Raw genomic sequence first — 24,791 nt, forward strand, 5'->3', positions numbered from 1 at the left:
ACACGGCCGTAGCCCGGGAACACCGTCGCTAAACGTTGCGGATTCCGATCGCAATGAGGCAGATTGAGGGCGCCTCGCAGACGCGGGGCCCCGCCCGGCCGCAGCACAAGAGCTCAACACCGACCACCACGATGGCCCCAGGACGTGTTCGATGACCGAAGCTCCAGCAAGTCCGCGAACCCCCGACCGCACCAGCCACCCCGCGCGCCCCGCGTCGGCCGCGCAGAGCGGAATCTGGTTCAACGAGTCACTGGCGGACTGCGGGGCCGTGCACAACATCGCGTTCAGCGTGCGCTTCGACGGCGGCCTCGACGTCGAGGCGCTGCGCCGCGCGTGCGCCGCCGTGCAGCGCGCGCACTGGCAGCTCGGCTGCGCCGTCGAGGACCGGGCCGGCGTACCCCACCTCGTACCGGCCCCGGTCCAGCCGGAACTGGTCGTCGAGCCGGAGCGCCCGGACGCCCTGCGCGCGTACCTGGCGGACCGTTACGACCTCGCCCGCGGCCCGCTGTTCCGACCGGTGCTCCAGGTCGCCGGCCCCCGCGCGCACCGGCTCCTCATCCTCGTCCACCACATCGTCTTCGACGGCCTGGCGATGCAGACGTTCGTGAACGACCTCGCGGCGCGCTACGCGGCGGAGACCGCGAAGACCGCGGACGGCGGCCCCGGACCGATGACGCCCGTGCCGGAGGAGCCGGCCGGCGCCGAGGAGGAGCGGATCGCCGCCAAGCTGCCCGCCGCGCGCCGGTACTGGGCACAGCACCCGGTCGGCGACGACGACGTCGTCCTCCCCGGCCTGGAGGGACCCGCCCAGGGGGCGGGGGCGGGGGCCTCGGTCGAGTTCCGGCTCCCCGAGGAACTGCACGCACAGCTCGGGCCGCTCGCCGAGCGGATCGGCGTGAGCCGCTTCGAACTGCTCACCGCCGCCTTCCACGCCGTCCTCTTCCGCTACGGGAACCAGACACCCGTCACCGCCCTCGACCTCGGCACCCGCACCCCCGAGCAGCGCCACCACATCGGCGTGCACGTCAACGAGCTGCCCTTCGCCTCGGCGCCCGAGGGCGGCACCCCCTTCGAGGACTTCGCCCGCTCCGTACGGGCCGGGCTCCGCGAGCTCTACCAGGTGCGCGAGGTTCCGCTCGGGCGCGCCGGAGCCAGGGTGCGGCCGGGCGTCGCGCTCGCGCCCGTGACCATGTCCTACCGCCGGATGGGCCCCCCGCCGAGCTTCGCCGGTCTGGACGTGTCCGTGGAGTGGCAGATATCCAACCGCACCGCCCGCAACGCACTCCGCGCCGAACTGACCGACACCCCCGACGGGCTCGACGTGCTGCTCCAGTACCCGCCGGACGCCATGACGCGCGAGGGCGCCGATAGCATCGGCCGGCATTGGCTGTCGGTGCTCGGCCACCTCACGACCGACCCCGGGACCCCGCTGGCCGAGCTGCCGCTGCTCGCCCGGGACGAGCGCGAGCGGCTGCTGACGGGCTGGAACGACACCGCCAGGGCATACCCGCCCCGTACGGTCCCGGAGCTGATCGCCGAGCACGCCGCCCGCACCCCCGACGCCGTCGCCGTCGTCCACGCGGACCGGCGGCTGACCTACGCGGAGCTGGACGCCGACGCGGCCCGGCTCGCGGCCCGGCTGCGCGGCAGGGGCATCGGCCGGGGCGCGCTCGTGGCGGTACGGGCGAGCCGCTCGGAGCGGCTGCTGGTGGCCCTGCTCGGGGTCCTCAAGGCCGGGGCCGCCTATGTCCCGCTCGACGCGGAGTACCCGAGCGAGCGGCTGAAGTTCGTCATGGAGGACTCCCGGGCCGTCGTCGAACTGACCGACGCCGACCTCGTGCCGGACGCCGACGACGGCCCGGACGCCCCCGCCCCGCCGGAGCTCCCGGCCCCGGACGACCTCGCCTATGTCATCTACACCTCCGGCTCGACCGGCCGCCCGAAGGGCGTCCAGATCGAGCACCGCTCCCTGACCAACCTGCTGCTCTCCGCCCAGGAGCTCCTCGGCGCCCGGCCCGCCGACACCTGGCTGGCGCTGACCTCGGTCTCCTTCGACATCTCCGGCCTGGAACTCTTCCTCCCCCTGATCACGGGCGCCACCGTGGTCGTCGCGAGCGAGAGCCAGACGCGCGACGGCGCACAGCTGACCGCCCTGGCGGCCCGGCACGCGGTCACCCATGTACAGGCAACCCCCACCGGCTGGGCGATGCTCCTCGACAGCGGCTTCGACGCACCCGATGTCACCGCGCTCGTCGGCGGCGAGGCACTGCCCCTGGCCTTCGCGCGGCGGCTGCGCCCGAGGACCGCGCGGCTCGTCAACATGTACGGGCCGACGGAGACCACCATCTGGTCGACGTCCCAGGAGATCGGCCCCGGCCCGGAACGGGTCACGATCGGCCGGCCGCTGGCGAACACCCGCACCTACGTGCTCGACGAGCGCCTGTCGCCGGTCCCGGTCGGTGTGCCGGGCGACCTCTACATCGCCGGGGCCGGTCTCGCCCGCGGCTACGTCGGCAGGCCCGACCTGGACGGCGAACGGTTCCCGCCCGATCCGTACGGGCCCGCGGGCAGCCGGATGTACCGCACGGGCGACCGGGTGCGGCACCGCCCCGACGGGCAGCTGGAATTCCTCGGCCGCGCCGACGACCAGATCAAGCTCAGGGGCTACCGCATCGAACTCGGCGAGATCGAGTCGCGGCTGCTCGCCGCGGACGGCGTGCACCGGGCCGCTGTCGCGGTGCGCGACGGCCGGCTGGTCGGCTATCACGTCGGCGGCGCGGACGCGGGCGGCCTCCGCCGGAACCTGGCGGCGGCGCTGCCCGCGTACATGGTGCCCGAGGTCTTCGTCGCGCTGGACGCCCTGCCGACGACACCGAACGGCAAGCTCGACAGGGCCGCGCTGCCCGCACCGCCCGAGTCCGCCGTCCTGCCGTCGGCGGACTCGGACAGCCCGCTGGAGGCGGTCCGGGAGATCTGGTGCGAGGTGCTGCGGCTCCCCACGCTGGACGACACGGAGGACCTCTTCGACCTCGGCGGCCACTCGATCACCATGACCCAGATATCCACCCGCATACTGGAGCGGCTCGACGTGGACGTCCCGCTGTCCGCCTACTTCGACGAACCGACCGTACGCGGCATCGCCGCCGTGGTCGCCGACCTCCAGGAGGCGCAGTGACGGGCACGAGCCGCCACGAGCGTACGGACGGACCGCCGCCGGGCCGTGAGCCCCGCGGCGGCGACCGAAGCGGCGACCGCGGCGGCGACCGGAACAGCGACCGTGGCAGCGACCGGAACAGCGACCGCGGCGGTGACCGCAGGGGCGGGCAGGCCATGATCGCCGAGCTGCTGCCGGCCGGGGCCGAGTCGGCCGAGTCCTTCGACGACCCCGCCGACGCGTTCCTCTTCCCCGAGGAGGAGGCGCTGATCACCAGGGCCGTCGACAAGCGGCGCCGCGAGTTCACCACTGCCCGGCACTGCGCCCGGCAGGCCCTGGCCCGGCTCGGCCGCCCCCCGGCCCCCCTGGTGCACGGCGAGCGCGGCGCCCCGGCCTGGCCGGAGGGCATCGTCGGCTCCATGACGCACTGCGACGGCTACCGCGCCGCCGCCGTGGCACACCGGGCGGACATCGCCTCCCTCGGCATCGACGCCGAACCGCACGGCCCGCTGCCCGAGGGCGTGTACGAGTCCATCGCCCTGCCCGCGGAGCAGCGGCGGCTGGACGGCCTGGCCGGGCTCCGGCCCGACGTGCACTGGGACCGGCTGCTGTTCAGCGCCAAGGAGGCCGTCTACAAGACCTGGTTCCCGCTGACCGGTGCCTGGCTGGACTTCCACGAGGCCCACCTGGAGTTCGACGCGGCGGATTGCGCGACGGAGGGCACGTTCAGCGCCCGCCTGCTGGTGAGCCGCGAGGACCCGGCGGGCCGCGCCCTTACCGGCTTCCGGGGCCGCTGGCTCGTACGCGACGGGCTGGTCCTCACGGCCATCGCGTACCCGCCGGCCGGCTGAGCGCCCATATCGCTCCCCATAGCCAATCGCGTACCCGCCGTCGGCCGGGACCCCTTACGACGCCCTCGTTCCGCCGCCGCCCCCGGCTCGCGCGGGGAGGGGCAGGGCCCTGTCGAGAGGGGGGCGGCCACGGGATATCTTGATATCAAGCAATGTTGCAGACGTGGAGCGGAGCACCGGGTGACTGACTCGACCATCATCTACACACACACCGACGAGGCCCCGGCCCTGGCGACGTATTCGTTCTTGCCTGTGGTCGAGGCATACGCCTCGACGGCCGGGGTCGCCGTCGAGAGCCGTGACATCTCCCTCGCCGGGCGCATCCTCGCCGGCTTCCCCGAGTACCTCACGGAGGGCCAGCGGGTCCCCGACGCGCTCGCCGAGCTCGGTGAGCTGGCCAAGACCCCCGGCGCGAACATCATCAAGCTGCCGAACATCTCCGCCTCGATCCCGCAGCTCAAGGCGGCCGTCGCGGAGCTCCAGGGCCAGGGCTACGAGCTGCCCGACTACCCGGACGACCCGAAGACCGACGAGGAGCGCGACGTCCGCGCCCGCTACGACAAGGTCAAGGGCAGCGCCGTCAACCCGGTGCTGCGCGAGGGCAACTCCGACCGCCGCGCCCCGGCGTCGGTGAAGAACTACGCCAAGGCGCACCCGCACCGCATGGGCGCGTGGACGGCCGACTCGAAGACGAACGTCGCGACCATGGGCGCCGACGACTTCCGCTCCACCGAGAAGTCCGCCGTCATCGCCGAGCCCGGCGCGCTCCGCATCGAGCTGGCCGGGGACGACGGCACCACCACCGTGCTGCGCGAGTCGGTGCCGGTCCTGGCCGGCGAGGTCGTGGACGCCTCCGTGCTGCGGGTCGCCCCGCTGCGCGAGTTCCTCACGGCGCAGATCGCCCGCGCCAAGGCCGAGGGCGTGCTGTTCTCGGTGCACCTGAAGGCCACGATGATGAAGGTCTCCGACCCGATCATCTTCGGCCACGTGGTGCGCGCCTTCTTCCCGAAGACGTTCGCCGAGTACGGCGAGACGCTCGCCGCGGCCGGCCTCAGCCCGAACGACGGGCTCGGCGGCATCTACAAGGGCCTGGAGACGCACCCCGAGGGTGCCGCGATCAAGGCGTCCTTCGACGCCGAGCTCGCCGAGGGCCCCGAGCTGGCGATGGTCGACTCCGACCGCGGCATCAGCAACCTGCACGTCCCGAGCGACGTCATCGTCGACGCCTCCATGCCGGCGATGATCCGCACCTCGGGCCACATGTGGGGCCCGGACGGCGGCGAGGCCGACACCCTCGCGGTGATCCCCGACAGCAGCTACGCGGGCATCTACCAGGTCACCATCGACGACTGCCGCGCGCACGGCGCCTTCGACCCGGCGACGATGGGCTCGGTGTCCAACGTCGGTCTGATGGCACAGAAGGCCGAGGAGTACGGCAGCCACGACAAGACCTTCGAGATTGCCACCACCGGTACGGTGCGGGTCGTCGACGGCGGCGGCAACGTCGTGCTTGAGCACGCGGTGGGCGCCGGCGACATCTGGCGCATGTGCCAGGCCAAGGACCTGCCGATCCAGGACTGGGTCAAGCTGGCCGTCACCCGCGCCCGCGCGACCGGCGTCCCGGCCGTGTTCTGGCTGGACGAAGGCCGCGCGCACGACGCGAACCTCATCGCGAAGGTCAGGACGTACCTCGCCGACCACGACACCGATGGTCTGCAGATCGAGATCATGGCGCCGGAGGCCGCGATCGCGTTCTCCCTGGAGCGCATCCGCCGGGGCGAGGACACCATCTCGGTCACCGGCAACGTGCTGCGCGACTACCTGACCGACCTCTTCCCGATCCTTGAGCTCGGCACGAGCGCGAAGATGCTCTCGGTCGTCCCGCTCATGAACGGCGGCGGGCTGTTCGAGACGGGCGCCGGAGGCTCCGCGCCCAAGCACGTACAGCAGCTCGTCAAGGAGAACTACCTGCGCTGGGACAGCCTGGGCGAGTTCCTCGCGCTGGCGGTCAGCTTCGAGCACCTCGCGCAGACGACGGGCAACGCGCGCGCCCAGGTGCTCGCGGACACCCTCGACCGCGCGACGGCGACTTTCCTCAACGAGGACAAGTCGCCGAGCCGCCGCCTCGGCGGCATCGACAACCGCGGCAGCCACTTCTACCTGGCGCTCTACTGGGCCCAGGAGCTGGCGAAGCAGACCGAGGACGCGCAGCTGGCGCAGGCGTTCGAGGCCCTCGCCAAGACGCTGGCCGAGCAGGAGCGGACCATCGTCGACGAGCTGATCGCGGTGCAGGGCTCGCCCGCCGAGATCGGCGGCTACTACCAGCCCGAGACGGCCAAGGCCGCGGCCGTCATGCGCCCGTCGGCGACTCTCAACCAGGCGCTGGCGACGCTGGTCTGATCGCCCGCTTCGAGCGCGACGCGCACCCGCACCGCCCCGGCCGGAGCCTTGTTCCGGCCGGGGCGGTGTGCCGCGGTGACCGCCCGCCGCCTTGAGCCTCTGTCATGGCCCGGGCCGGTGCACCGCGCGACGCCTGGTACGCGCGCTCATGGCGCTGCCGAGACGCCCTGGCGGCTCCGGGGCGAGGGCCTTCCGGCGCCGTGCGATCGCACGCACCGGAAGACGAGGCTCGCGATCGCGCGCACCGGACACCGCGCGCCGATCCGCCCCGGGAGATGCCCCGGGCGCTCAGCGTCCGGAGAGGTCAGGACACGGCCGTCGGCCGGACGGCCCAGTCGTACGCGGCCTGGGCGCTGAAGTCCGACTGCCCGCCCGCGAAGAGGAGCCCCGCCGTCGCGAACGCCGGATCGCCGGCCGTGCCCGGAACGTACGGGATCGCGACGCAGCGCATGCCGGCGCGGTGCGCGGCCTCGGCTCCGGGCGGCGCGTCCTCCAGGACCACGCAGTCCGCGGGCGCGGCCCCCAGCCGCCGTGCCGCCTCCAGGAAGATGTCCGGCTCGGGCTTGCCCGCGGCCACTTCCTCCGCCGACACGAAGGCCGTCAGCTGCGCGTCGAGCCCGGTGGCGGCCAGCACCGCGCCGATCGCCTCGCGGGAGGAGCCGGACGCCACCGTCATCGGCACCCCGGACGCGTGCAGCCGCTTCACGAAGTCGCGCATCTCGGGGAAGACCTCGGTACGCGCCCCGGCCAGCTCCAGATACGCGCGGTTCTTCGCGGCGAGCAGCTCCTCGACCGGCGCCTCGATCCGGTACTCGCGGCGCAGCGCCGCCAGGGTCTCGCGAGTGCCGATGCCGATGAAGCGGGTGTGCTGCTCCCAGCTGAAGTCGTGCACGCCGTACTGGGCCAGGACCCGCCGCCCCGCCTCGTAATAGTTCGGCTCGCTGTCCACGAGCGTTCCATCGAGATCGAAGATGACCGAAGTGTTCTGGGTAGTGCTCATGCTCCCCAGGATGCCAAGACGGAATTCACGCGGGCCGGCGGCCCGCGCGTCCGACGGCGTCGACGAGCGGCAGCATCCGGTGCGGCACCCGCTCGCGCAGCGCCACCTCGGTGCTGGTCCGTACGACGCCGGGCAGCTGGATCAGGCGCTGGATGATGTCCTCCAGGTGGGCCGCGTCGCGGGCCACGACGCGGGTGAGCAGATCGCCGCCGCCCGTCGTCGAGAACGCCTCGATGATCTCCGGAACCCCCGCGAGCGCGTCGCCCACGTCGTTGAGCCGCCCCTGAGTGACCTCGATATGGACGAAGGCGAGCACGGGGTGGCCGAGGGCGGCCGGGGACAGCCGGGGCGCGTACGCCGTGATCACCCCGTCCCGCTCCATGCGGTCCAGCCGCGCCTGAAGCGTGCCGCGGGCGACGCCGAGCGTGCGCGCGTACTCCCGCACGCTGGTGCGCGGCTGCTCCAGGAGCAGCCGGAGGATCCTGGCATCGAGCTCGTCCACGGCCATGGGCCGATGTCTCCCGTGTGGTCGGTGAAACGGTCCGAGGACTGTACCAATGGCCCAGCCTCCCGGCCGCGAACCGGCGCGCGCGGCCGGACCGGCCGCTGATCGGAAAGGGGTTGCCGGGCGTGGCCGCGACCGGATAGAAATGCGCCCGGACCCCCGCCGACAGGACCGGGGGCCACGACATCGAGAGGAGGGATAAGCCCATGATCGCCATGATCACCGCGCTTGTGCCCTCCCGGGGCGCGCACCGCGACTGACCCCGGACGGGACGGGCGCCTTCACCGGAGCGTGCCTTGACCGCAGTACAGAACGGCCTGACCATGCGTCCGATCACCGGACGCGAAGAACTCGACCTTTTCCGCCGACTGCCCTACGTCCTCGACGCGGAGCTGGCAGACGACCTCGCCGACGGCCGTCGGCGGCCCGAATGGATGTGGGTCGCCCTGCGCGGCGACCGCCTGCTCGCCCGGGCCGCCTGGTGGGGCCGGCCCGGGGACGCGGAGCCCGCCCTCTTGGACGTGCTCGACATCGACGACGAGGCCCCCGCCGCCGAGCGGGTGGACATCGGCGTACGTCTGCTGCGAACGGCGATGGCCGCCGTCCTGCCCGCCGGGGCCCGGCCACCCGAGTACAGCCGCTTCATCCCCGCCGACTGGCGCGACACCACGGCGGCCAGACGCGTCGTCGAGGACCGCATGACCGTCCTGGAACGGACGGGAGCCCGACTCTTCGTCGAACGGCTGCGCCTGGAGTGGCGTCCGGGGACGCCCGTACCCGGGCCGAGCGGGCGCCTGGCGTTCCGCCCGCTCCGGGACACCGATGAGCTGCTGGACCTGATGGCGCGCGTCCTGGAGGGCACGCTGGACGCCCACAGCCTGGACGCTCTCACCCGGATGTCCGTCCCCGAAGCGGCCGCCGACCACTACGAGCAGGAACTCGCGCGCTACACCAGCCCGCGGGACTGGTGGCGGGTCGCGACCCTGCCCGACGGCGAACCGGCCGGGTTCGTCATCCCGGCCCATAACGACTACAACGCGATCATCGGCTACCTCGCGGTGCTGCCCGAGCACCGGGGCAACGGCTACATCGACGGCATCCTCGCCGAGGGCACCCGCATCCTCGCCGAACAGGGCGTCCCCCGCGTCCGGGCGGCCACCGACCTCGGCAACACCCCCATGGCGAACGCCTTCCGGCGCGCCGGATACGTCGACTTCGAACGCGCGGTCAACATGGTCTGGAGCTGACCCAGGGCGGGACGGGGCGGGGACACCGGCGACCGGCGTCCCCGCCCCGCGTGTGGTGACAGCCCGTCAGCCGAGCGGCACGTCGAGGCGGGCCTTGCGGTGGCTGAACGTGGCGATGGAGTACGGGCCGTGGTAGCTGCCGAGTCCGCTCTCGCCGACGCCGCCGAACGGCAGCTCCGATACGCGCAGATGAGCCATCGGCAGGCCGAAGCCGAGCCCGCCGGAGGAGGTCTCGTCGGCGATGCGCCGCCGGGTGGTCTCGTCGTCGGTGAAGCCGTACAGGGCGAGCGGCTTGTCGCGGTCGTTGATGAAGTCGATCGCCTCATCGAGACCGGAGACGGTCAGGACCGGCAGGACGGGGCCGAAGATCTCCTCCCGCATGACCGGCTCGTCGGGCCGCACCCCGGTGAGCACCGTCGGCTGGATGTAGAGGTCGTCCCGGTCGGTCCGGCCGCCGAAGGCCGTCGTCCCCGAGCCGAGCAGGGCGGCGACCCGGTCGAAGTGCCGCTGGTTGACGATGCGTCCGTACGCGGGCGAGGACTGCGGATCCGCGCCGAACAGCTTCTCCACGGCCTCGCCGAGCGCCCGCGCGAGCGCCGGGGCGGTCTCCGGGTCGGTCAGGACGTAGTCGGGGGCGACGCACGTCTGCCCGGCGTTGCGGAACTTGGCATCGGCCAGCCGCGCGGCGACGGCCGGCACGTCGACGCCCCGGTCCACGAACACCGGCGACTTGCCGCCCAGTTCGAGGGTGACGGGCGTGAGGTGCTCGGCGGCGGCCCGCATCACGATGCGGCCGACGGTGCCGTTGCCGGTGTAGAAGATGTGGTCGTACCGCTGGGCGAGCAGCGCGGTGGTCTCCGGCACACCGCCCTCGACGGCGGCGACGGCCTCCGTGTCCAGATATCGCGGCACCAGGGCGGCCATCAACTCGGAGGTGGCCTGGGTGACTTCGCTCGGCTTAAGGACGACCGCGTTGCCCGCCGCCAGCGCCCCCGCGAGCGGCGCGAGCAGCAGCTGGACGGGGTAGTTCCAGGGCGCGATGACCAGGACCGTGCCGAGCGGTTCGTACCGGGTGCCCGCCGTCGAGCCGTCGGGCAGGCCCGCGAGGTCGCCGGGCGCGAGCGGCCGCGGGCTCAGCCACTCCGCCAGGTGCTCAAGGGTGTGGTCGATCTCCCGCACCGTGAAGTCGACCTCGGCGGCGTAGGTCTCGGCGTGCGGCTTGTGCAGATCCGCGTGGACGGCGTCGGCTATCGCCTCGCGGTTCTCGGTGAGCAGGTCGCGCAGCCGGGTGAGCTGCTGGACGCGCCAGGCGAGCGGCTTGGTGCGGCCCGTACGGAAGGTGGAGCGCAGCCGGTCGACGAGCGCCGCCGCGTGGTCGGCGGTGAAATCGGGGGTGTGCGCGGTGGTCTGAGTGGTCACAGTCATTTCCTGGGGAAGTAGTGGTTCTGGGGGAGTGGGTGTTCGGTCAGACGGCGGTCCTCACCGGCGCGCCCAAGAGGCCGGTCAGCAGCGCGTCCACGGCGGGGCCGAAGAGCCGCTCGGCATCGGGTATGGACTCCAGGCCGATGACGAGGGCGACGCAGATATGGGCGGCCTCGGCCGGTTCCACCCCGGCCGCGGTCCCCGCCTCGGCGAACAGCCCGGTCAGCAGTCCGTTGATCCCGCCGGTGAATCCATGGCACACATCGCCGAACCCCCGGGCCTTCTCGTCGAGGAGTTCGGCCGCGTGCGGGGAGTCCCGGGTCAGCCGCCGGACCAGGCCGAGCTTGACGGCCAGGACGCCGCGGATCCGCTCCGCGCTCGGGGCGTCCTCGGCCGCCGCCCGGCGCGCCCGCGCGAGCGCCTCGGCGTGCAGGCGCTCGGCGAGCTTGCGGAAGGCGTCGTCCTTGCCGCGGACGTACTGGTAGACCGCCGACCGGGACACGCCCATGGCGGAGGCGATGTCGTCCATCGTGGTGCGCCGCACGCCGTACCTGGTGAGGCACTCGTACGCGGCGTCGAGGACCTCGGGGAGCCGGTCGGAGGCCACCGTCAGGCCAGCTTCTTCAGGAGCTCGGCCGCGAGCGGTGCGGAGGAGGACGGGTTCTGGCCGGTGACCAGGTTGCGGTCGACGACCACGTACGGGGCCCACGGCTCGCCTTCCCGGAAGTCGGCGCCGATCTCCACGAGCCGGTCCTGGAGCAGCCACTTCGCCTTGTCGGCCAGCCCGGCCTGCCGCTCCTCGGCGTTGGTGAAGCCGGTCAGCCGGTAGCCGGCGAACGCGTTGGCGCCATCCGCACCCGTGGCGGCGAGCAGCGCGGCCGGGGCGTGGCAGACCACGCCCAGCGGCGTGCCGGACTCCAGGGCCGCGACCAGCAGACCGCCGGAGTCGGCGTCCACGGCCAGGTCCTCCATGGGGCCGTGGCCGCCGGGGTAGAAGACGGCGGCGTAGTCGGCGAGGTCCACGTCGGCCAGCGCGACCGGCCGGCGCAGTTCGGTGAAGGCGGCGAGGGACGCCGCGACGCCGTCGGCGCCTTCCTGGCCGCCGTTGGCCTCCGGGGCCAGGCTGCCCTGGTCGACGGTGGGCACGACGCCGCCCGGCGTGGCGACGACGATCTCGTGCCCCGCCGCCTTGAACGCCTCGTAGGGGGCGACGGCCTCCTCGGCCCAGAAGCCGGTCGGGTGCTCGGTGCCGTCGGCCAGCGTCCAGTGATCGGCGCCGGTCACAACGAAAAGGATCTTCGACATGGTGTCTCTCCGAGGGTGCGGGCCCGCGCGAGGCCCAAGAGGGTACGGAGCGCGCACACCGACGATCTGGAGACTCTGACACTTCGCACGCGGAACGTCAGTGTGGCGATGGACCGACCGTAAAGCGGCCAACCCACCGAAAACCAATAGGGTGGTCCATATGGTCCATAGGATTTCCGATGACCCGGCCGGAGCGGAACAGCCCCCCGCCGCGCCGCTGGACCTGAATCTGCTGCGCACTTTCCTGGCGGTGCACCGGTCCGGCTCCTTCACCGCCGCCGCGCGCCTGCTCGGCCTCTCGCAGCCGACCGTCACCACCCAGATCCGCGCCCTGGAGCGGCAGCTCGGCCGGGAGCTCTTCGAGCGGCAGCCACGCGGCGCGGCCCCCGCGCCCTACGCGGACGCGCTCGCCGCCCGGATCAACGACCCCCTCGACGCCCTCGCCGCGGTCACCGGACACGGCGGACCCCTCGACGGCGCCCCCGCCGAGCCCGTACAGCTGGCAGGCCCGGCCGAGCTGCTGTGCCACTGCGTCCTGCCGTCCCTCGCGCCGCTCGTCGAGAAGGGCGTACGGCTGCGTGTCGCCACCGGAGCGGCCGAACCGCTCCTCGGCGAGCTGCGCGCCGGCCGGCACGACCTGGTCATCGCCACATCCCGCCCCCGGGGTCGCACCCCGGCGCCCCTGCCGCTGGCCGACGCGGAGCTCGTACTGGTCGCGGCCCCCGAGTGGGCCGACCGGATCGGCGGCCCCGCCCGCGTCGCCGCCGACGGCCCGGCCCCGCTGCACGGCATCCCGCTCGTCGGCTACGCCGCGGACCTGCCCCTCGTCCGCCGCTACTGGCGGCACGTCTTCGGCAGGCGCATCACCTGCCAGGCCGCCGTCACCGTCCCCGACCTGCGGGGCGTGCTGTCCGCTCTGACGGCGGGGGCCGGTTTCTCCGTGCTGCCCCGCTACCTCTGCCGCGACGCGCTCGCCGCCGGCGCGCTCGTCCTGCTCCACGAGCCCGAGGACGCCCCGATCAACACCGGCTACCTCGTGCAGCGGCCGGGCTCCGCGGACAATCCCCACGTGGCCCTCGTCCGCGACTGCCTCCTGCGGGCCGCACGCGCTTGGTAGCGGGGGCGGTACGGGCCTACGAGCCGTACGGGGGCAGCGCGCCGCCGATGGTCCGTTGGCTTCCCCTCGCCCGCCCCGAAGACGCCCCGGACTGTACCAATGGCCCAGTCTCGGAACCCTTCCTTGAGCCAAAGATCCCGTGGATGCTTTGATGATCCTGTCAACGGCGCTGCGGATCCCGCGGCGCCTTTTTCGTGCCCGTGCGAATTTCTCCCGACGGCGGACGACAGTGGTAAAGGAGCGGCAAGCTGTGCTCAAGAGGATGCTCGTGGCCCCGGACCCGGGGCTGCTGCGGCTGCGTACTTCGGCCCGAGCCGTGCTCGGCATCGGGCTGGCCGTGACCGTCTCGTACCTCTTGGCGCACTCGCTCACCGCGGCCGTCGCCGGCGGCCTCGCCGCGCTGCTCGCGCTCTTCACCGTCGGCGACCCCAGCGTGCGCCGCCAGGCCGTCACCACCGGGCTGCTCCCGGCGGCCGGCTTCCCCGTCCTCGCGCTGGCGGCCGCGCTGCACGACCAGCCCCTGGCGCGCGACGCCGCGTTCCTCGCGGTCGTCTTCTGCGGCGTGTACGCCCGGCGCTGGGGGCCGCGCGGCCACGCGCTCGGCATCTTCGCCTTCATGATGTTCTTCGCCACGCAGTTCCTGCACGCCGTGCCGGACCAGCTGCCGCAGATCTTCGCCTCCGTGGCGCTGGCCGTCGCCGCCGCCGCGCTGGTCCGCTTCGGGGTCTGGCCGATCGAGCGCCGTACCCCGCCGCAGGCCGTCCCCGCACCGCGGCCCGCCCGCGGCCTGGCCCGGCACACGACCCGCCAGGCGTTCCAGGCCGTCGTGGCCTGCGCACTCGCGCTGGCCGTCGGGCGGCTCGTCTCCGACGAGCGGTGGTACTGGGCCGTCGGCACCACCTGGTGGATCTTCGTCAACACCGCCTCGCGCGGCGAGACCCTGGTACGGGGCTTTCGCCGCGTGGTGGGCACCGTCACCGGCATCGCCGTCGGCCTGCTCGTCGCCGTACCGCTGCACGGCGCGCCCGCGCCCACCGCCGTCCTCGTCGCCGTCTGCGTCTTCGGCCTCTTCTACAGCGCGGGCCCCTCGTACAGCTGGATGATCTTCTTCGTGACCGTGATGGCCGGTCTGCTCTACGGGCTCCTCGGCGTGCTCCACCCCGGCCTGCTCACCCTGCGGCTCGAACAGACCGCCGTCGGCGCCCTCGGCGCGGCCCTGGCCGTCGCCGTGGTCCTCCCCGTCACCACGCACACCGCCACCGACGCCTGGATCCAGCGCGCCCTGCTGTGCGTACGGCACTGCGCGGCGGACGCCGCCCGGCGGCTCGCGGGCGACGAGGCCGCCGACCCGGCGCCCCGCGTCGCCGAACTGGAGCTGCTCCTCGGCCGCGTCCGCGTCTCCCTCGCCCCGCTGCTGCACCCGATCAGCCCGCTGCGGGCCCGCAAGGGCCGGGCCCGGCAGGTCATGGCGGCCCTCGACGACTGCGCCCGCCAGGTACGCGGCCTCGCCGCCGTGGCCGCCGACCCCGACGCCTCGCACGATGCCCGGCTGACCGCCGCCTGCCAGCGCGTCGAAGCCGCCGTGCAACGCCTCGTCGCCCCGGGCGCCCAGGCCGATTCCTTGGCCGCGTCGCTCACGGGCGCGCCCCACCACCCCGGCGCGGAACGGGCCCTCGCGCACCTCCACGAGCTGGAAGCCGCCCTCGCCTCCCTGGCCGCACCGCTGCGCGGCAACCCGCGCGCGCCGTACGCGGAGGCGTGAGCCGCGGCCCGCGCCGTACGCGCGGACTTGACGGGGCCAACCCGCACGCGCGGGCGCGGGTGTGAGGGGCACGCTGGTCTCCTCACAGTGTGAGGAGACAACTTGCGTGCGCACGCGCGGGCGTGCGCGCCCGAGCCCATGCGGCGCGTACGTGATCCGGGCGCCCTGTTAGCGTCTGCCCACACAGAGACGGGCGCTGACCAGCGGACGAGGACCGGCACAGACCGGTCCAGACCGTGCTGGGTACGGGCCGTCAGAACAGAAGAAGCGGCGGAAGGCGGCACAGTGGGCGGCACCGAACAGCGGGCGTACATCGGATCGTTCAGTACGGGCGGCGGCCTCGGGATCACCGTCGCCGACGTCGACCCCGACACGGGTGCGCTGACGGCCGTACACTCCACCGACGCCGTCGAGAACCCCTCCTTCCTCGCCCTCTCGTCCGGTGGGGACGTGCTGTACGCGGTCAGCCAGACCGACGACGGCGCCGCCGTGGCGCTCTCCCTCGCCGACCCGGCCCGCCCCGTGCCGCTCGGCGCGCCGGTGCCGGTACGGGGCGCCGCGCCCACCCATCTCGCGCTCGCCCTCGGCCACCTGCTGACCGCCAACTACCGCTCCGGCAGCGTCACCGCGCTCCCGATAGCGACCGACGGGCGGCTCGGCGAGCCGGTCGCGGTCCTCCAGCACGAGGGCAGCGGCCCGGACCCCGACCGGCAGCGGGGCCCGCACGCGCACGGCGTGCACCCCGACCCGACCGGCCGGTGGGCGCTCGGCGTGGACCTGGGCACCGACTCGGTGTGGGTCTACACCCTCGACGCGCCCGACGGCCGGCCGGTCCTGCACCACGAGACCCGGCTGTGGGCGGGCAGCGGCCCCCGGCACCTCGCCTTCCACCCGCGCGGGCACCGGGCGTACGTCATCAACGAGCTGGACTCGACGGTGACGGCCTGCCGTTGGGACGCGACGACGGGCACCCTGACGCCGATCGGCACGACACCGGTCGCGCCCCAGGACACCGAGTCCGTCAACTTTCCGTCCGAGGTGATCGTCGCGGCGGACGGCCGCTTCATGTGGGTCGCCAACCGCGGCCACGACAGCATCGCCACCCTCGCCCTCGACGAGTCCGGCGACGCCCCCGAGCTGGTCACCACGGTCGACTGCGGCGGCCGCCGCCCCTGGGACCTCGCACTCCACCCCTCGGGCCGCCACCTCTACACCGTGAACGAGGGCACCGGCGACGTCACTTGGTTCGCCGTCGACCAGGCCACGGGCGCCCTGACGCACGGGGGCTCCATCGCCGCGCCGGGGGCTTCCTGCGTCATCCTCGGCTGAGACCCGCCGCGGCGCAGACGCCGAAACGCCCGAAGGGCCCCAAGTGGGGCCCTTCGGGCACAGGCGGTTGCTGTGTTGTGCGGATGAGAGCGGGTGTCGCTGCCGGGGCGCCTCAGTGTGCGGGCGCGCTCTGGGGCGACGGCTGCGTCGGGATGCCCAGCACCGTCGCGTACTTGGCCAGGATCAGCTTGCCGATCGCGCCGTACGCGCCGAGCGCCTCCGCCGCGGCGCAGTCCGCCTCGGCGGCCGCCGTGCCGGGCACGCCCGCCGCGACCTCCGGGCCGATCAGATAGGGCGCGAGAGCCAGTTTGCGCGACCCCGACTCGCGAAGTTCCTCGGCCGTACGCGCTATGGCGCCGTCCTCGTCCAGCGCGGCGGCCATCACCGGCACGGCCAGTCGGGCGGAGAGCAGCATCCCGGTGATCCCGGCGGCCTGGACGGCCTCGTCGCCGCCGACCGTCGCGAGGATGATCCCGTCCGCGGCAGTTGCGACTGTGAACAGGCGGGCTCGGTCGGCGCGGGCGAGGCCCGCCTCCGAGAGCCGTACGTGCAGGGCCTCGGCGAGCAACGGGTGCGGCCCGAGCGCGTCGGTGAGCTCCGCGGCGGAACCGCTGTTCATCACCGCATGGCGTATACGCCGCAACAGGGCGTTGTCCGGACCCGCCAGCAGCGGCACGGTGACGGCGGCGGGACCCGCCTCGGCGTCCAGTCCTTCCTGGTCGCCGGCCTCGCGCGCCGCGTTGACGCGGGCGTCCCGCTCGGCGGCGACGTGGGTCAGCACGGCCTCCAGGGCCGGGAACTCGTCCCCTTCGCCGTCCACGTAGCCGATGCGGGCGTCGAGCCCGGGCAGTTCGGAGCGGGCGATGCTCAGCACCTCTTCGGCGAGGCCGCGGATGGCGCCGTCGGGGGTCCCCGGCACGGCGAGGACCAGCGGCGGTGCCCCGGCGGGCGCCGCCACCGGCTCCGGCCGCCGGTGCCGTCCGGGCTGGCGGGGGCGTGGCATTCGTACAGGCAGGCCAGGCGCGGGCCCTGTGGGGGAGCTCATGGCGCCGCATGCTATCCGCTCGCGAGGGCCGTCCGTTCGGGAGGGGGCGACTGCGTGCACTCTGTCCGGGTATGTTCGGCGGTTCGTACGACTTGATGCGGAAGTGGTCAGCCCGAAATGGAGAGCATGAACGGATCCGGCGGCAGCAGCAGGCCGTCCGCGGCGAGCGCCGCGGCGATGCGCAGCGCACCGTCCAGCGGGCCGCCCGCGGCCTCGACCAGCTCCGCTTGCGGCAGTTGCTGTTGCAACTCCGCCCGCAGAGGTACGAGCAGGGGGGCGCCGATCCGGAACAGCCCGCCGGTGAGCGACACTTCGTACCGCGCCGCGTGCCGGGCGGTTGCCTCCGGCTCCCGGCGGCGCGGACAGACCGCTGCCGCCGCCTCGGCGATGTGGCGGGCGGCCGTGGCGAGGATGCGCTGCGCGACCGGGTCGCCGGCCTCGGTGCACCGGGCCACTTCGGGCGCGAAGGAGGCGAGCACGGCGGGCCGGTCGGCGCGTGGGTACAGCTTTCCGGGCAGCCCGCCCGCCGGGCCGAAGACCGCTTCCGCACGGGCCAGCAGCGCGGCCGAGCCGCCCGTACGCCCGTCGTGGGCGCGCATCGCCGCCGTCAGTCCGGCCTGGCCGATCCAGGCTCCGCCACCCAGGTCCCCGAGCAGATGCCCCCAGCCGTCCGCGCGCCGCCAGCCGCCTTCCGGGGTCAGATCGGTACCGATGGCGATCATTCCGGTGCCGGCGGCGATCACCGAGCCCGGCCGCTGGCCGAGCGCGCCGGTGTAGGCGATCACCGCGTCGGCCGCGAGGGCGAGCCGGCGCACTCCCAGCTCCGCGCGCAGCGCCTCCGGCAGTATCTTCCGCAGGTCGTCGCCGAGGGTGGCCATGCCCGAGGCGCCCACGCAGGCGGCGTCGACGCGCTCCGCGCCGGCCTCGCGCAGCAGGGCGCGGGCGGCGGGCAGCACCTGGGCGAGGAGGCCGCGGGCGTCGATGCCCGCGGCGCCGGTCACCGCGGGGTCGGGGGAGTGCCAGGTGCGGGCCGGGCCGTCGAACTCCGCGCGGGCGACCGCGACCCGGACCCCCGAGCCGCCCGAGTCGACCGCGAGCACCAGGCCGGGCACGGCTGTGCGCGCACCATACGTGCTCGTGCGGGTGCTGGTGCCTGTGCTCGTGTCCGTGCGCGGATTCGCGGCGGCACTCGGGCCCGTATCCACATCTGTGCCCGTGCCCGTGCCCGTAACCACATCCGTGCTCGCGCCCGCGTCCACGTCGTCGGCCACCGGCTCAGCCGAACCCGCGGGCGTCCTGCTTGAGCGCCGTGTCGACGGTCAGGGCCGTGGCCACGACCAGGCTCAGCAGCGGATCGGGGAGCTGGCGGTGAACCTGCAGCACGTAGTTGTCCGCCGTCGTGAACATCGTCTTGGCGAGCCCTTCCCAGGTCTTGGTGATCCGGGCGACCTCGGTGTCGGTGTGATCGACGATGGCGAAGTTCCAGGCACGCCAGTTCTCGGCCTTGATCGCGCCGATCTGCTGACCGCCGGAGACCAGCGCGAAATTGATCTTGCCGATCGCGTTCTGCTGCACGATCTCCCCCAGCGGCCGGCCGTCGGGGCGCTCGACGACCACGCGGGACTTGATCAGCTTGGCCGGCCTGGTCAGCAGGAGCTGCGGACGGCCCTGGGCGTCCCGGATCTCCAGCTTGTGCGTCATGTACTGGTCGAGGCTGGAGACGACGCGGAGTACCTTCTTCGCCGTGCTCTGGCCGACCTGGACCACCGTGCCGAGCGTGCGGCCGTGCTGGTCGAAGACGCTGTACTCGTTGGTCACCTCGATCAGCTTGGCCTTCTGGTTCACCACCAGGACGGGCTCGGTGAAGAGGGTGCCGCCGCCGTGCGACTCGGGCGCCACCCCGGCCTGGCGCTGGACCTGGTCCTGGATGCGCGCCGGGTCATGGGTGGCTTGAACCGCTCCCTCCGCCGGCGCCTGGCCGGGGTGCGTGTGCTCGGTCCACTGGCCGCCGTCCCACCATCGCAGCAGGTGAGGGGTGCCCTGCGGGTCGGCGTACCAACCCGCGGGGATGTTCGTTTGAGTAGTCATGGCCGGACACCCTATCGCCGAACGTCAGGGAATCAGCCAGTTCACCGGTGCCGCTCCCTGCCGCACCAGGAGATCGTTGGCGCGGCTGAACGGGCGCGAGCCGAAGAAGCCGCGATCGGCCGACATGGGGGAGGGGTGCGCGGACTCGACCGACGGCACCTGCCCGAGCAGCGGCCGCAGATTGCGCGCGTCGCGCCCCCACAGGATCGCCACCAGCGGGCCGCCGCGCGCGACCAGAGCCGTGATCGCCTGCTCGGTGACCTCCTCCCAGCCCTTGCCGCGGTGCCCGGCGGGGCGCCGAGGCGCGGTGGTGAGCGCCCTGTTGAGCAGCAGGACGCCCTGCTGGGTCCAGGGGGTGAGGTCGCCGTTGGACGGCCGGGGCGCCCCGAGGTCGGTGTGCATCTCCCGGTAGATGTTCTCCAGGCTGCCGGGCAGCGGCCGCACCTCGGGCGCGACGGAGAAGCTCAGTCCCACGGCGTGCCCGGGGGTGGGGTACGGGTCCTGACCTACGATCAGGACTCTTACGTCGTCGAAGGGCTGCTGGAAGGCGCGCAGCACATGGGCTCCGGCCGGTAGGTACGTACGGCCCGCCGCGATCTCCGAGCGCAGGAAGTCGCCCATCGCGGTGATCCGTCCGGCCACGGGCTCAAGTGCCTTCGCCCAGCCTGGTTCGACGATCTCGTTCAACGGTCGTGCAGCCACGGTGCGTCACTCTACTGGCTCTGTCCGGCGCCCCACGACACGCCCCCGAGCGGCCCGCCTCACCCCACGACCGCGGCCCGTACGCACAGCACGTCCGGCAGATGCGAGGTGACGAGCTGCCAGCTGTCCCCTTCGTCCGCGCTCGCGTAGACCTCGCCGTTGCGATTGCCGAAGTACACCCCGGCGGGATCGGCGTCGTCGAGGCACATCGCGTCGCGCAGCACCACCCCGAAGTGCGGCGCCTCGGGAAGTCCGGCGCCGAGCCCCTCCCAGCTCGCCCCGGCGTCCTCGGTGCGGAAGACCCGGCAGCGCCGCCCGGCGGGCACCCGGTCGCTGTCGGCCTCGATCGGGAAGACATAGGCGACGTCGGCCTTGCGCGGGTGGGAGGCGACGGCGAACCCGAAGTCGGAGGGCAGCGAGGCGCCGACGGGCGACCACGCGCCGCCCGCGTCGTCGCTGCGGTAGACGCCCCAGTGGTTCTGGAGGTACAGCCGGTCGCGGTCCACCGGATCCTGCGCGATCTTGTGCACGCACTGGCCGAACTCCGGGTACCGGTCGGGCAGGAAGACCGCCTGCACCCCGGTGTTCGACGGGTCCCAGCTGGCCCCGCCGTCCAGCGACCGGTATACGCCGCCCGTGGAGACGGCGATGGTCACGGCGTCGGTGTCGCGGGCGTCCGTGATCACGGTGTGAACGCCCTGCCCGCCGAAGCCGGCGCCCCACTCCTGTCGCGTGGGGTGGTCCCACAGCGACCGTACGAGCTCGAACGTCTCGCCCCCGTCCTCGGAGCGGAACAGCGCCCCCGGCTCCGTCCCCGCGTAGACCACCCCCGGAGCGTCGGCCTCCGCTGGGTGCAGCTGCCAGACCCGCTCCAGCGAGGCGCCGGTGTCCTTCGGGAACCGCACCGCGGGCTGCTGCGGCTCCTGCCACGTGGCACCGAGATCATCGGAGTGGAAGACGGAGGGGCCCCAGTGCGAGCTGTCCGCGCCGACCAGCACCCGGGGCGTGGCGCGACGGGTGTCGATCCCGATCGAATAGACCGACTGCGCGTTGAAGCGGGGCTCGTCGAACTCCCACCCGCCGCCGCGCCGTCGGGCGATGAACAGACCCTTCTTGGTGCCGATCGCCAGCATGACCTCAGCCATGGCAAGCCACCTCCGGGACGCCGTTGTCTCAATTACGGGCCAGTCTGCACCCACCCACTGACAACGGCCCCCGGAGACGGCTTCACCGCAGGTCAGGAGGGATTCCGGGGGCGCGTTGGGGCGCGAGCGCACGCCGCCGGTCGGAGTGTCCGGCGACCGGCCCGCCCGCGTGTCGTCGCCAGGGGCCGCGTACGGGCCGCGCCGACCCCTCGCCCCCGCTCCGCGGCGTTCCGCACCTCATGGAGGCTCATGGCGGCTCACGGAGGTGCCCCACTCCGCAGCCCCGGTGGCACTCCGCGCCCACGGCGTGATGCACACGGCTCCATTATTTGACGACCGCCGTACTACGATGGTTATCGTACAAGCGTAAACGGATGCACCCACGCACGAGCGGAGCCTTCGGTGAGCCACCTCTTCCAGCCATACACACTGCGATCGCTGACCATCCCCAACCGTGCCTGGATGGCGCCGATGTGCCAGTACAGCGCGGACGCCGACGGCCCCTGCCAGAGTGCGCCGAACGACTGGCACCTGGCGCACCTCGGCGCCCGCGCCGTCGGCGGCGCCGGACTGGTCCTGGTGGAGGCCACGGCCGTATCGCCCGACGGGCGGATCACGCCCACGGACCTCGGGCTCTGGAACGACCAGCAGCGCGACGCCTTCAAGCGGGTGACCCGCCTCCTGGAGGCGCAGGGGACCGTCCCGGGCATCCAGCTCTCCCACGCCGGCCGAAAGGGCTCGACGACCGCCCCGTGGAACGGCGGCGACGCGTTGCGCGCGGATGAGGGCGGCTGGGCGACGATGGCACCCTCCCCGCTGCCCGCCCGGGACGGCGACCCCGTGCCGCACGAGATGACCACGGAGGAGATCAAGCGCGTCGTGGCGGACTTCGCCAAGGCCGCCGAGCGCGCCCTCGACGCCGGGTTCAAGGTCGTGGAGGTCCACGGCGCCCACGGCTACCTCGTCGGCGAGTTCCTCTCCCCGCACAGCAACCAGCGGGACGACGAGTACGGCGGCTCGTACGAGAACCGCACCAGGTTCGCGCTGGAGGTCGTCGACGCCGTCCGGTCCGTATGGCCCGAGGAACTGCCGGTGTTCTTCCGGATCTCCGCCACCGACTGGCTCGCGGAGAACCCCGAGGACCCGCGCGAGGGCTGGACCGGCGAGGACACCGTGCGCTTCGCGAAGGACCTGCTGGCCCATGGCGTGGACCTGCTCGACGTGTCCACCGGCGGCAACGCCTCCAAGGCCGTCATCCCCGTCGGACCGAACTACCAGGTCCCCTTCGCCGCCAAGGTGCGCGAGGAGACGGACCTGCCCGTCGGCGCCGTCGGCATGATCACCGAGGCCCGGCAGGCGGAGGAGATCCTCTCGACCGGCAAGGCGGACGCCGTGCTGATCGGCCGGGAACTCCTGCGCGACCCCTACTGGATCAACAGCGCCGCCGTCGAGCTGGGGGACGAGCCGCGCCGCCCCGTGCAGTACGCCCGCGCGTACTGAGCGCCGCGACCGTACGGGCCCGGAACGCGAAACCCCCGCCGGCGCTGCCCACCGGCGGGGGTGCGGTTCTCGCGGAGCCCGCGTACTACGGTGAGTCTCGTACTCGTATCATCGACGCGGCCGACAGCCCGCCCGCCGAGCCGCCCCAGGCGGACCGACTCGGCCGGCAGAACAGGCCGACCCGGCCAGGAGGAGCAGCCGTGCAGACCCAGCCCCGGGCGCGGACGAGCGGCCGCTCCCTCGACCATCCCACGCGGGAGCAGATCCGGTTGGCGAGCGTGCTGCACGCGCTCTCGGACCCGATGCGCCTGCGGATCGTACGGACACTGGAGGCGGCCGACAGCGAGCAGTCATGCTCCGTCTTCGACCTGCCGGTTTCCAAGTCCACCAGCACCCACCACTTCCGCGTGCTCCGCGAGAGCGGCGTGATCAACCAGATCTACCGTGGCACGGCCAAGATGAGCGAGCTGCGCCGCGACGACCTGAACGCGCTCTTCCCCGGTCTGCTCGACAGCGTGCTGACGGCCGCACGCCACCAGGACGAGAGGCTCGGCGAAGGCTGAGGCCGCACGCCACCAGAACGAGAGGCTGGGCGAAGGCTGCCGACTGCCGGGGACGGGGCGACAGCCCTCGCTCATCCCCGCCCGTCCGCGGCGGTCAGCAGCCCCGCCCAGTCGGCGATCTTCACCGTCGAACGCCCCAGGGAACGCCCCAGCGCCGCCTCCGCCGCCTCGATGCCGAGCCAGCCCGGCCACTCCACCACGGTCTGACCGGACCGCCGCAGTGCGGCCCGGGGATCGGCGGCCGGGCGCCGCTCCGCGAGGACCGCCGCGTCCGCCAGGAGCGAGGCGACCGTCTCCTTCGCGCAGGAGCGGTTGGTGCCGATCACCCCGGTCGGGCCCCGCTTGATCCACCCGGCGACGTACTCGCCGGGGGAGGGCGCCCCGGTCCGCAGCACCCGGCCCGCTTCGTGCGGCACCGTCCCGCGCTCCGCGTCGAACGGCAGCCCCGCCAGCGGCACGCCCCGGTACCCCACCGACCGCAGGACCAACTGCGCCTCGATGTCCTCGAACACGCCCGTACCGACCACGCCGCCCCGCCCGTCTGGCGCGGTCCTCTCGAAGCGCACGGCGCGCACCGCGTCCTCGCCGAGCACCGCGACCGGCCGCAGGAAGAAACGCAGCCGGATGCGCCGGGGGAGACCGCGGGGCGGGGCATCGCACCAGCCGCGAATGACGTCCACATTGCGCCGGTTGGCGGCGGGCAGCCCCGAGGGGTCGGCGAACGCCGGGTCGAGGGCGGCCTCTTCGGCCCGTACGGAGACCTCCGCGCCCGGCAGCGCGCCCAGTTCGCGCAGCTCCTTGGTGGTGAACTTCGCCTGCGCCGGCCCGCGCCGCCCCACCAGGTGGATGTCCGACACCTGGCTGCCGGCCAGGGCCCGCAGCGCGGCGTCCGGCACGTCGGTGGGCCGCAACTCCTCGGAACCGCGCGCCAGTACGCGCGCCACGTCCACCGCCACATTGCCGACGCCGATGACGACGGCGGAGCGCGCGCCGAGCGTGAAGCCGCCGGGCAGGGCATCCGGGTGCGCGCTGTACCAGGAGACGAACTCGGTGGCGGAGAAACTGCCCGGCAGATCCTCGCCGGGCACCCCGAGCCGCCGATCGGTCCCGGCGCCCACGCAGTAGACGACCGCGTGGTAGAGGTCCAGCAGCCGACCGGCGGGCAGCCCGGCGTCCCCGATCAGTACGTTGCCGAGGAAGGCGACGCGCGGATGCTCCAGCACCGTACGCAGGTTGTTCTGGAGCGACTTGATCTTCTCGTGGTCGGGGGCGACGCCGTACCGCACCAGGCCGTACGGGCACGGCAGCCGGTCCAGGACATCCACCGTCACCCCCGGCACGGACTCCTGCTGGACGAGCGCCTGCGCGGTATAGACACCGCTCGGCCCTGACCCGACGACCGCGACACGAAGCACGGCGGAGCTCCTTCCCGAGGGATGCGGCCAGCATCCCACCGGGGAGCGCATCGGGGGAGTCGCGCATTCGGCGCGTCCCGGTACACATGGCGCGGACCCGCACCGCGGATCGGGCGGGGCGTTCGAGGGCGGCGGACCCGCGCGGTCTCGCGGGTCCGCCGCCCCGCGCCGGTGCCGAGAGAAAAGAAAAGAAAAGTCTTTTCCGGTGCAGCCGAAAAAGAGGGGTCACTTGCAGCTATCT

Annotated in this window: 20 protein-coding genes; 9 read left to right on the plus strand and 11 right to left on the minus strand. The window is 73.4% G+C overall.

Going from position 1 to position 24,791, the window contains the following annotated elements:
• Positions 1 to 151 precede the first annotated feature (151 nt).
• From AC07AB_RS27735 to AC07AB_RS27745, 3 genes are all read left to right on the plus strand, one after another.
• Positions 152 to 3,175 carry a non-ribosomal peptide synthetase gene (locus AC07AB_RS27735; protein ID WP_478572069.1) on the plus strand — a complete coding sequence of 1,008 codons (3,024 nt, stop codon included), beginning with the start codon at positions 152 to 154 and terminating at the stop codon, positions 3,173 to 3,175.
• Between the two features lie 155 nt (positions 3,176 to 3,330).
• A complete protein-coding gene (locus AC07AB_RS27740) occupies positions 3,331 to 4,005 on the plus strand; it encodes a 4'-phosphopantetheinyl transferase family protein (RefSeq protein WP_478572200.1) in 675 nt (224 codons plus the stop codon).
• A gap of 180 nt (positions 4,006 to 4,185) precedes the next feature.
• Positions 4,186 to 6,405 carry an NADP-dependent isocitrate dehydrogenase gene (locus AC07AB_RS27745; protein WP_478572072.1) on the plus strand — a complete coding sequence of 740 codons (2,220 nt, stop codon included), beginning with the start codon at positions 4,186 to 4,188 and terminating at the stop codon, positions 6,403 to 6,405.
• A 304-nt stretch (positions 6,406 to 6,709) separates the two neighbouring features.
• Here AC07AB_RS27745 and AC07AB_RS27750 read toward each other — a convergent pair whose 3' ends face one another.
• The gene (locus tag AC07AB_RS27750) at positions 6,710 to 7,405 is read right to left on the minus strand and encodes an HAD family hydrolase (protein ID WP_478572074.1); all 696 of its coding nucleotides are present in this window, start codon (positions 7,403 to 7,405) and stop codon (positions 6,710 to 6,712) included.
• A gap of 25 nt (positions 7,406 to 7,430) precedes the next feature.
• Positions 7,431 to 7,913, minus strand: a complete 483-nt coding sequence (locus AC07AB_RS27755) for an Lrp/AsnC family transcriptional regulator (protein WP_478572077.1) — start codon at positions 7,911 to 7,913, stop codon at positions 7,431 to 7,433.
• A gap of 320 nt (positions 7,914 to 8,233) precedes the next feature.
• On the opposite strand from AC07AB_RS27755, the gene AC07AB_RS27760 reads away from it, so the two are divergent.
• Positions 8,234 to 9,157: a GNAT family N-acetyltransferase gene (locus AC07AB_RS27760; RefSeq protein ID WP_478572203.1), complete on the plus strand. Its 924-nt coding sequence runs from the start codon at positions 8,234 to 8,236 to the stop codon at positions 9,155 to 9,157.
• 66 nt (positions 9,158 to 9,223) lie between these two features.
• Here the strand turns inward: AC07AB_RS27760 and AC07AB_RS27765 are convergent, their stop codons facing one another.
• Genes AC07AB_RS27765 through AC07AB_RS27775 form a run of 3 tightly spaced genes read right to left on the minus strand, consistent with a single transcriptional unit; the run spans position 9,224 to position 11,884 of the window.
• Entirely contained in the window at positions 9,224 to 10,582 is a 1,359-nt protein-coding gene (locus AC07AB_RS27765) for an aldehyde dehydrogenase family protein (protein WP_478572079.1), read from the minus strand.
• Positions 10,583 to 10,622: 40 nt separating this feature from the next.
• Complete coding sequence (locus AC07AB_RS27770) at positions 10,623 to 11,186, minus strand: TetR/AcrR family transcriptional regulator (protein WP_478572082.1); 564 nt, start codon at positions 11,184 to 11,186, stop codon at positions 10,623 to 10,625.
• 2 nt (positions 11,187 to 11,188) lie between these two features.
• On the minus strand, positions 11,189 to 11,884 hold the full coding sequence (locus tag AC07AB_RS27775; RefSeq protein ID WP_478572085.1) for a type 1 glutamine amidotransferase domain-containing protein: 696 nt from the start codon (positions 11,882 to 11,884) through the stop codon (positions 11,189 to 11,191).
• 160 nt (positions 11,885 to 12,044) lie between these two features.
• Between AC07AB_RS27775 and AC07AB_RS27780 the strand changes: the two genes are divergently transcribed.
• From AC07AB_RS27780 to AC07AB_RS27790, 3 genes are all read left to right on the plus strand, one after another.
• The gene (locus AC07AB_RS27780; RefSeq protein ID WP_478572087.1) at positions 12,045 to 13,001 is read left to right on the plus strand and encodes a LysR family transcriptional regulator; all 957 of its coding nucleotides are present in this window, start codon (positions 12,045 to 12,047) and stop codon (positions 12,999 to 13,001) included.
• Between the two features lie 262 nt (positions 13,002 to 13,263).
• Complete coding sequence (locus AC07AB_RS27785; protein WP_478572206.1) at positions 13,264 to 14,763, plus strand: FUSC family protein; 1,500 nt, start codon at positions 13,264 to 13,266, stop codon at positions 14,761 to 14,763.
• A gap of 285 nt (positions 14,764 to 15,048) precedes the next feature.
• Positions 15,049 to 16,092, plus strand: a complete 1,044-nt coding sequence (locus AC07AB_RS27790; protein WP_478572089.1) for a lactonase family protein — start codon at positions 15,049 to 15,051, stop codon at positions 16,090 to 16,092.
• Between the two features lie 112 nt (positions 16,093 to 16,204).
• Here AC07AB_RS27790 and AC07AB_RS27795 read toward each other — a convergent pair whose 3' ends face one another.
• The 5 genes from AC07AB_RS27795 to AC07AB_RS27815 form a co-directional block, all read right to left on the minus strand.
• Complete coding sequence (locus AC07AB_RS27795; protein WP_478572092.1) at positions 16,205 to 17,137, minus strand: sirohydrochlorin chelatase family protein; 933 nt, start codon at positions 17,135 to 17,137, stop codon at positions 16,205 to 16,207.
• A gap of 107 nt (positions 17,138 to 17,244) precedes the next feature.
• Complete coding sequence (locus AC07AB_RS27800) at positions 17,245 to 18,237, minus strand: BadF/BadG/BcrA/BcrD ATPase family protein (RefSeq protein WP_478572208.1); 993 nt, start codon at positions 18,235 to 18,237, stop codon at positions 17,245 to 17,247.
• Positions 18,238 to 18,412: 175 nt separating this feature from the next.
• Positions 18,413 to 19,225, minus strand: coding sequence for an LURP-one-related family protein (locus AC07AB_RS27805; RefSeq protein WP_478572094.1), 813 nt, complete (start codon positions 19,223 to 19,225; stop codon positions 18,413 to 18,415).
• Between the two features lie 24 nt (positions 19,226 to 19,249).
• Positions 19,250 to 19,927: a uracil-DNA glycosylase gene (locus AC07AB_RS27810; RefSeq protein ID WP_478572097.1), complete on the minus strand. Its 678-nt coding sequence runs from the start codon at positions 19,925 to 19,927 to the stop codon at positions 19,250 to 19,252.
• A 59-nt stretch (positions 19,928 to 19,986) separates the two neighbouring features.
• Positions 19,987 to 21,072, minus strand: coding sequence for a WD40/YVTN/BNR-like repeat-containing protein (locus tag AC07AB_RS27815; protein WP_478572100.1), 1,086 nt, complete (start codon positions 21,070 to 21,072; stop codon positions 19,987 to 19,989).
• A 402-nt stretch (positions 21,073 to 21,474) separates the two neighbouring features.
• On the opposite strand from AC07AB_RS27815, the gene AC07AB_RS27820 reads away from it, so the two are divergent.
• Positions 21,475 to 22,572: an NADH:flavin oxidoreductase/NADH oxidase gene (locus AC07AB_RS27820; protein WP_478572103.1), complete on the plus strand. Its 1,098-nt coding sequence runs from the start codon at positions 21,475 to 21,477 to the stop codon at positions 22,570 to 22,572.
• 200 nt (positions 22,573 to 22,772) lie between these two features.
• The gene (locus AC07AB_RS27825; RefSeq protein ID WP_478572106.1) at positions 22,773 to 23,135 is read left to right on the plus strand and encodes an ArsR/SmtB family transcription factor; all 363 of its coding nucleotides are present in this window, start codon (positions 22,773 to 22,775) and stop codon (positions 23,133 to 23,135) included.
• Between the two features lie 71 nt (positions 23,136 to 23,206).
• On the opposite strand, the gene AC07AB_RS27830 is transcribed toward AC07AB_RS27825, so the two are convergent.
• On the minus strand, positions 23,207 to 24,550 hold the full coding sequence (locus tag AC07AB_RS27830; RefSeq protein ID WP_478572108.1) for an FAD-dependent oxidoreductase: 1,344 nt from the start codon (positions 24,548 to 24,550) through the stop codon (positions 23,207 to 23,209).
• Positions 24,551 to 24,791: the final 241 nt, after the last annotated feature.

It is taken from the genome of Streptomyces sp. NPDC044033 (genome assembly GCF_056434425.1).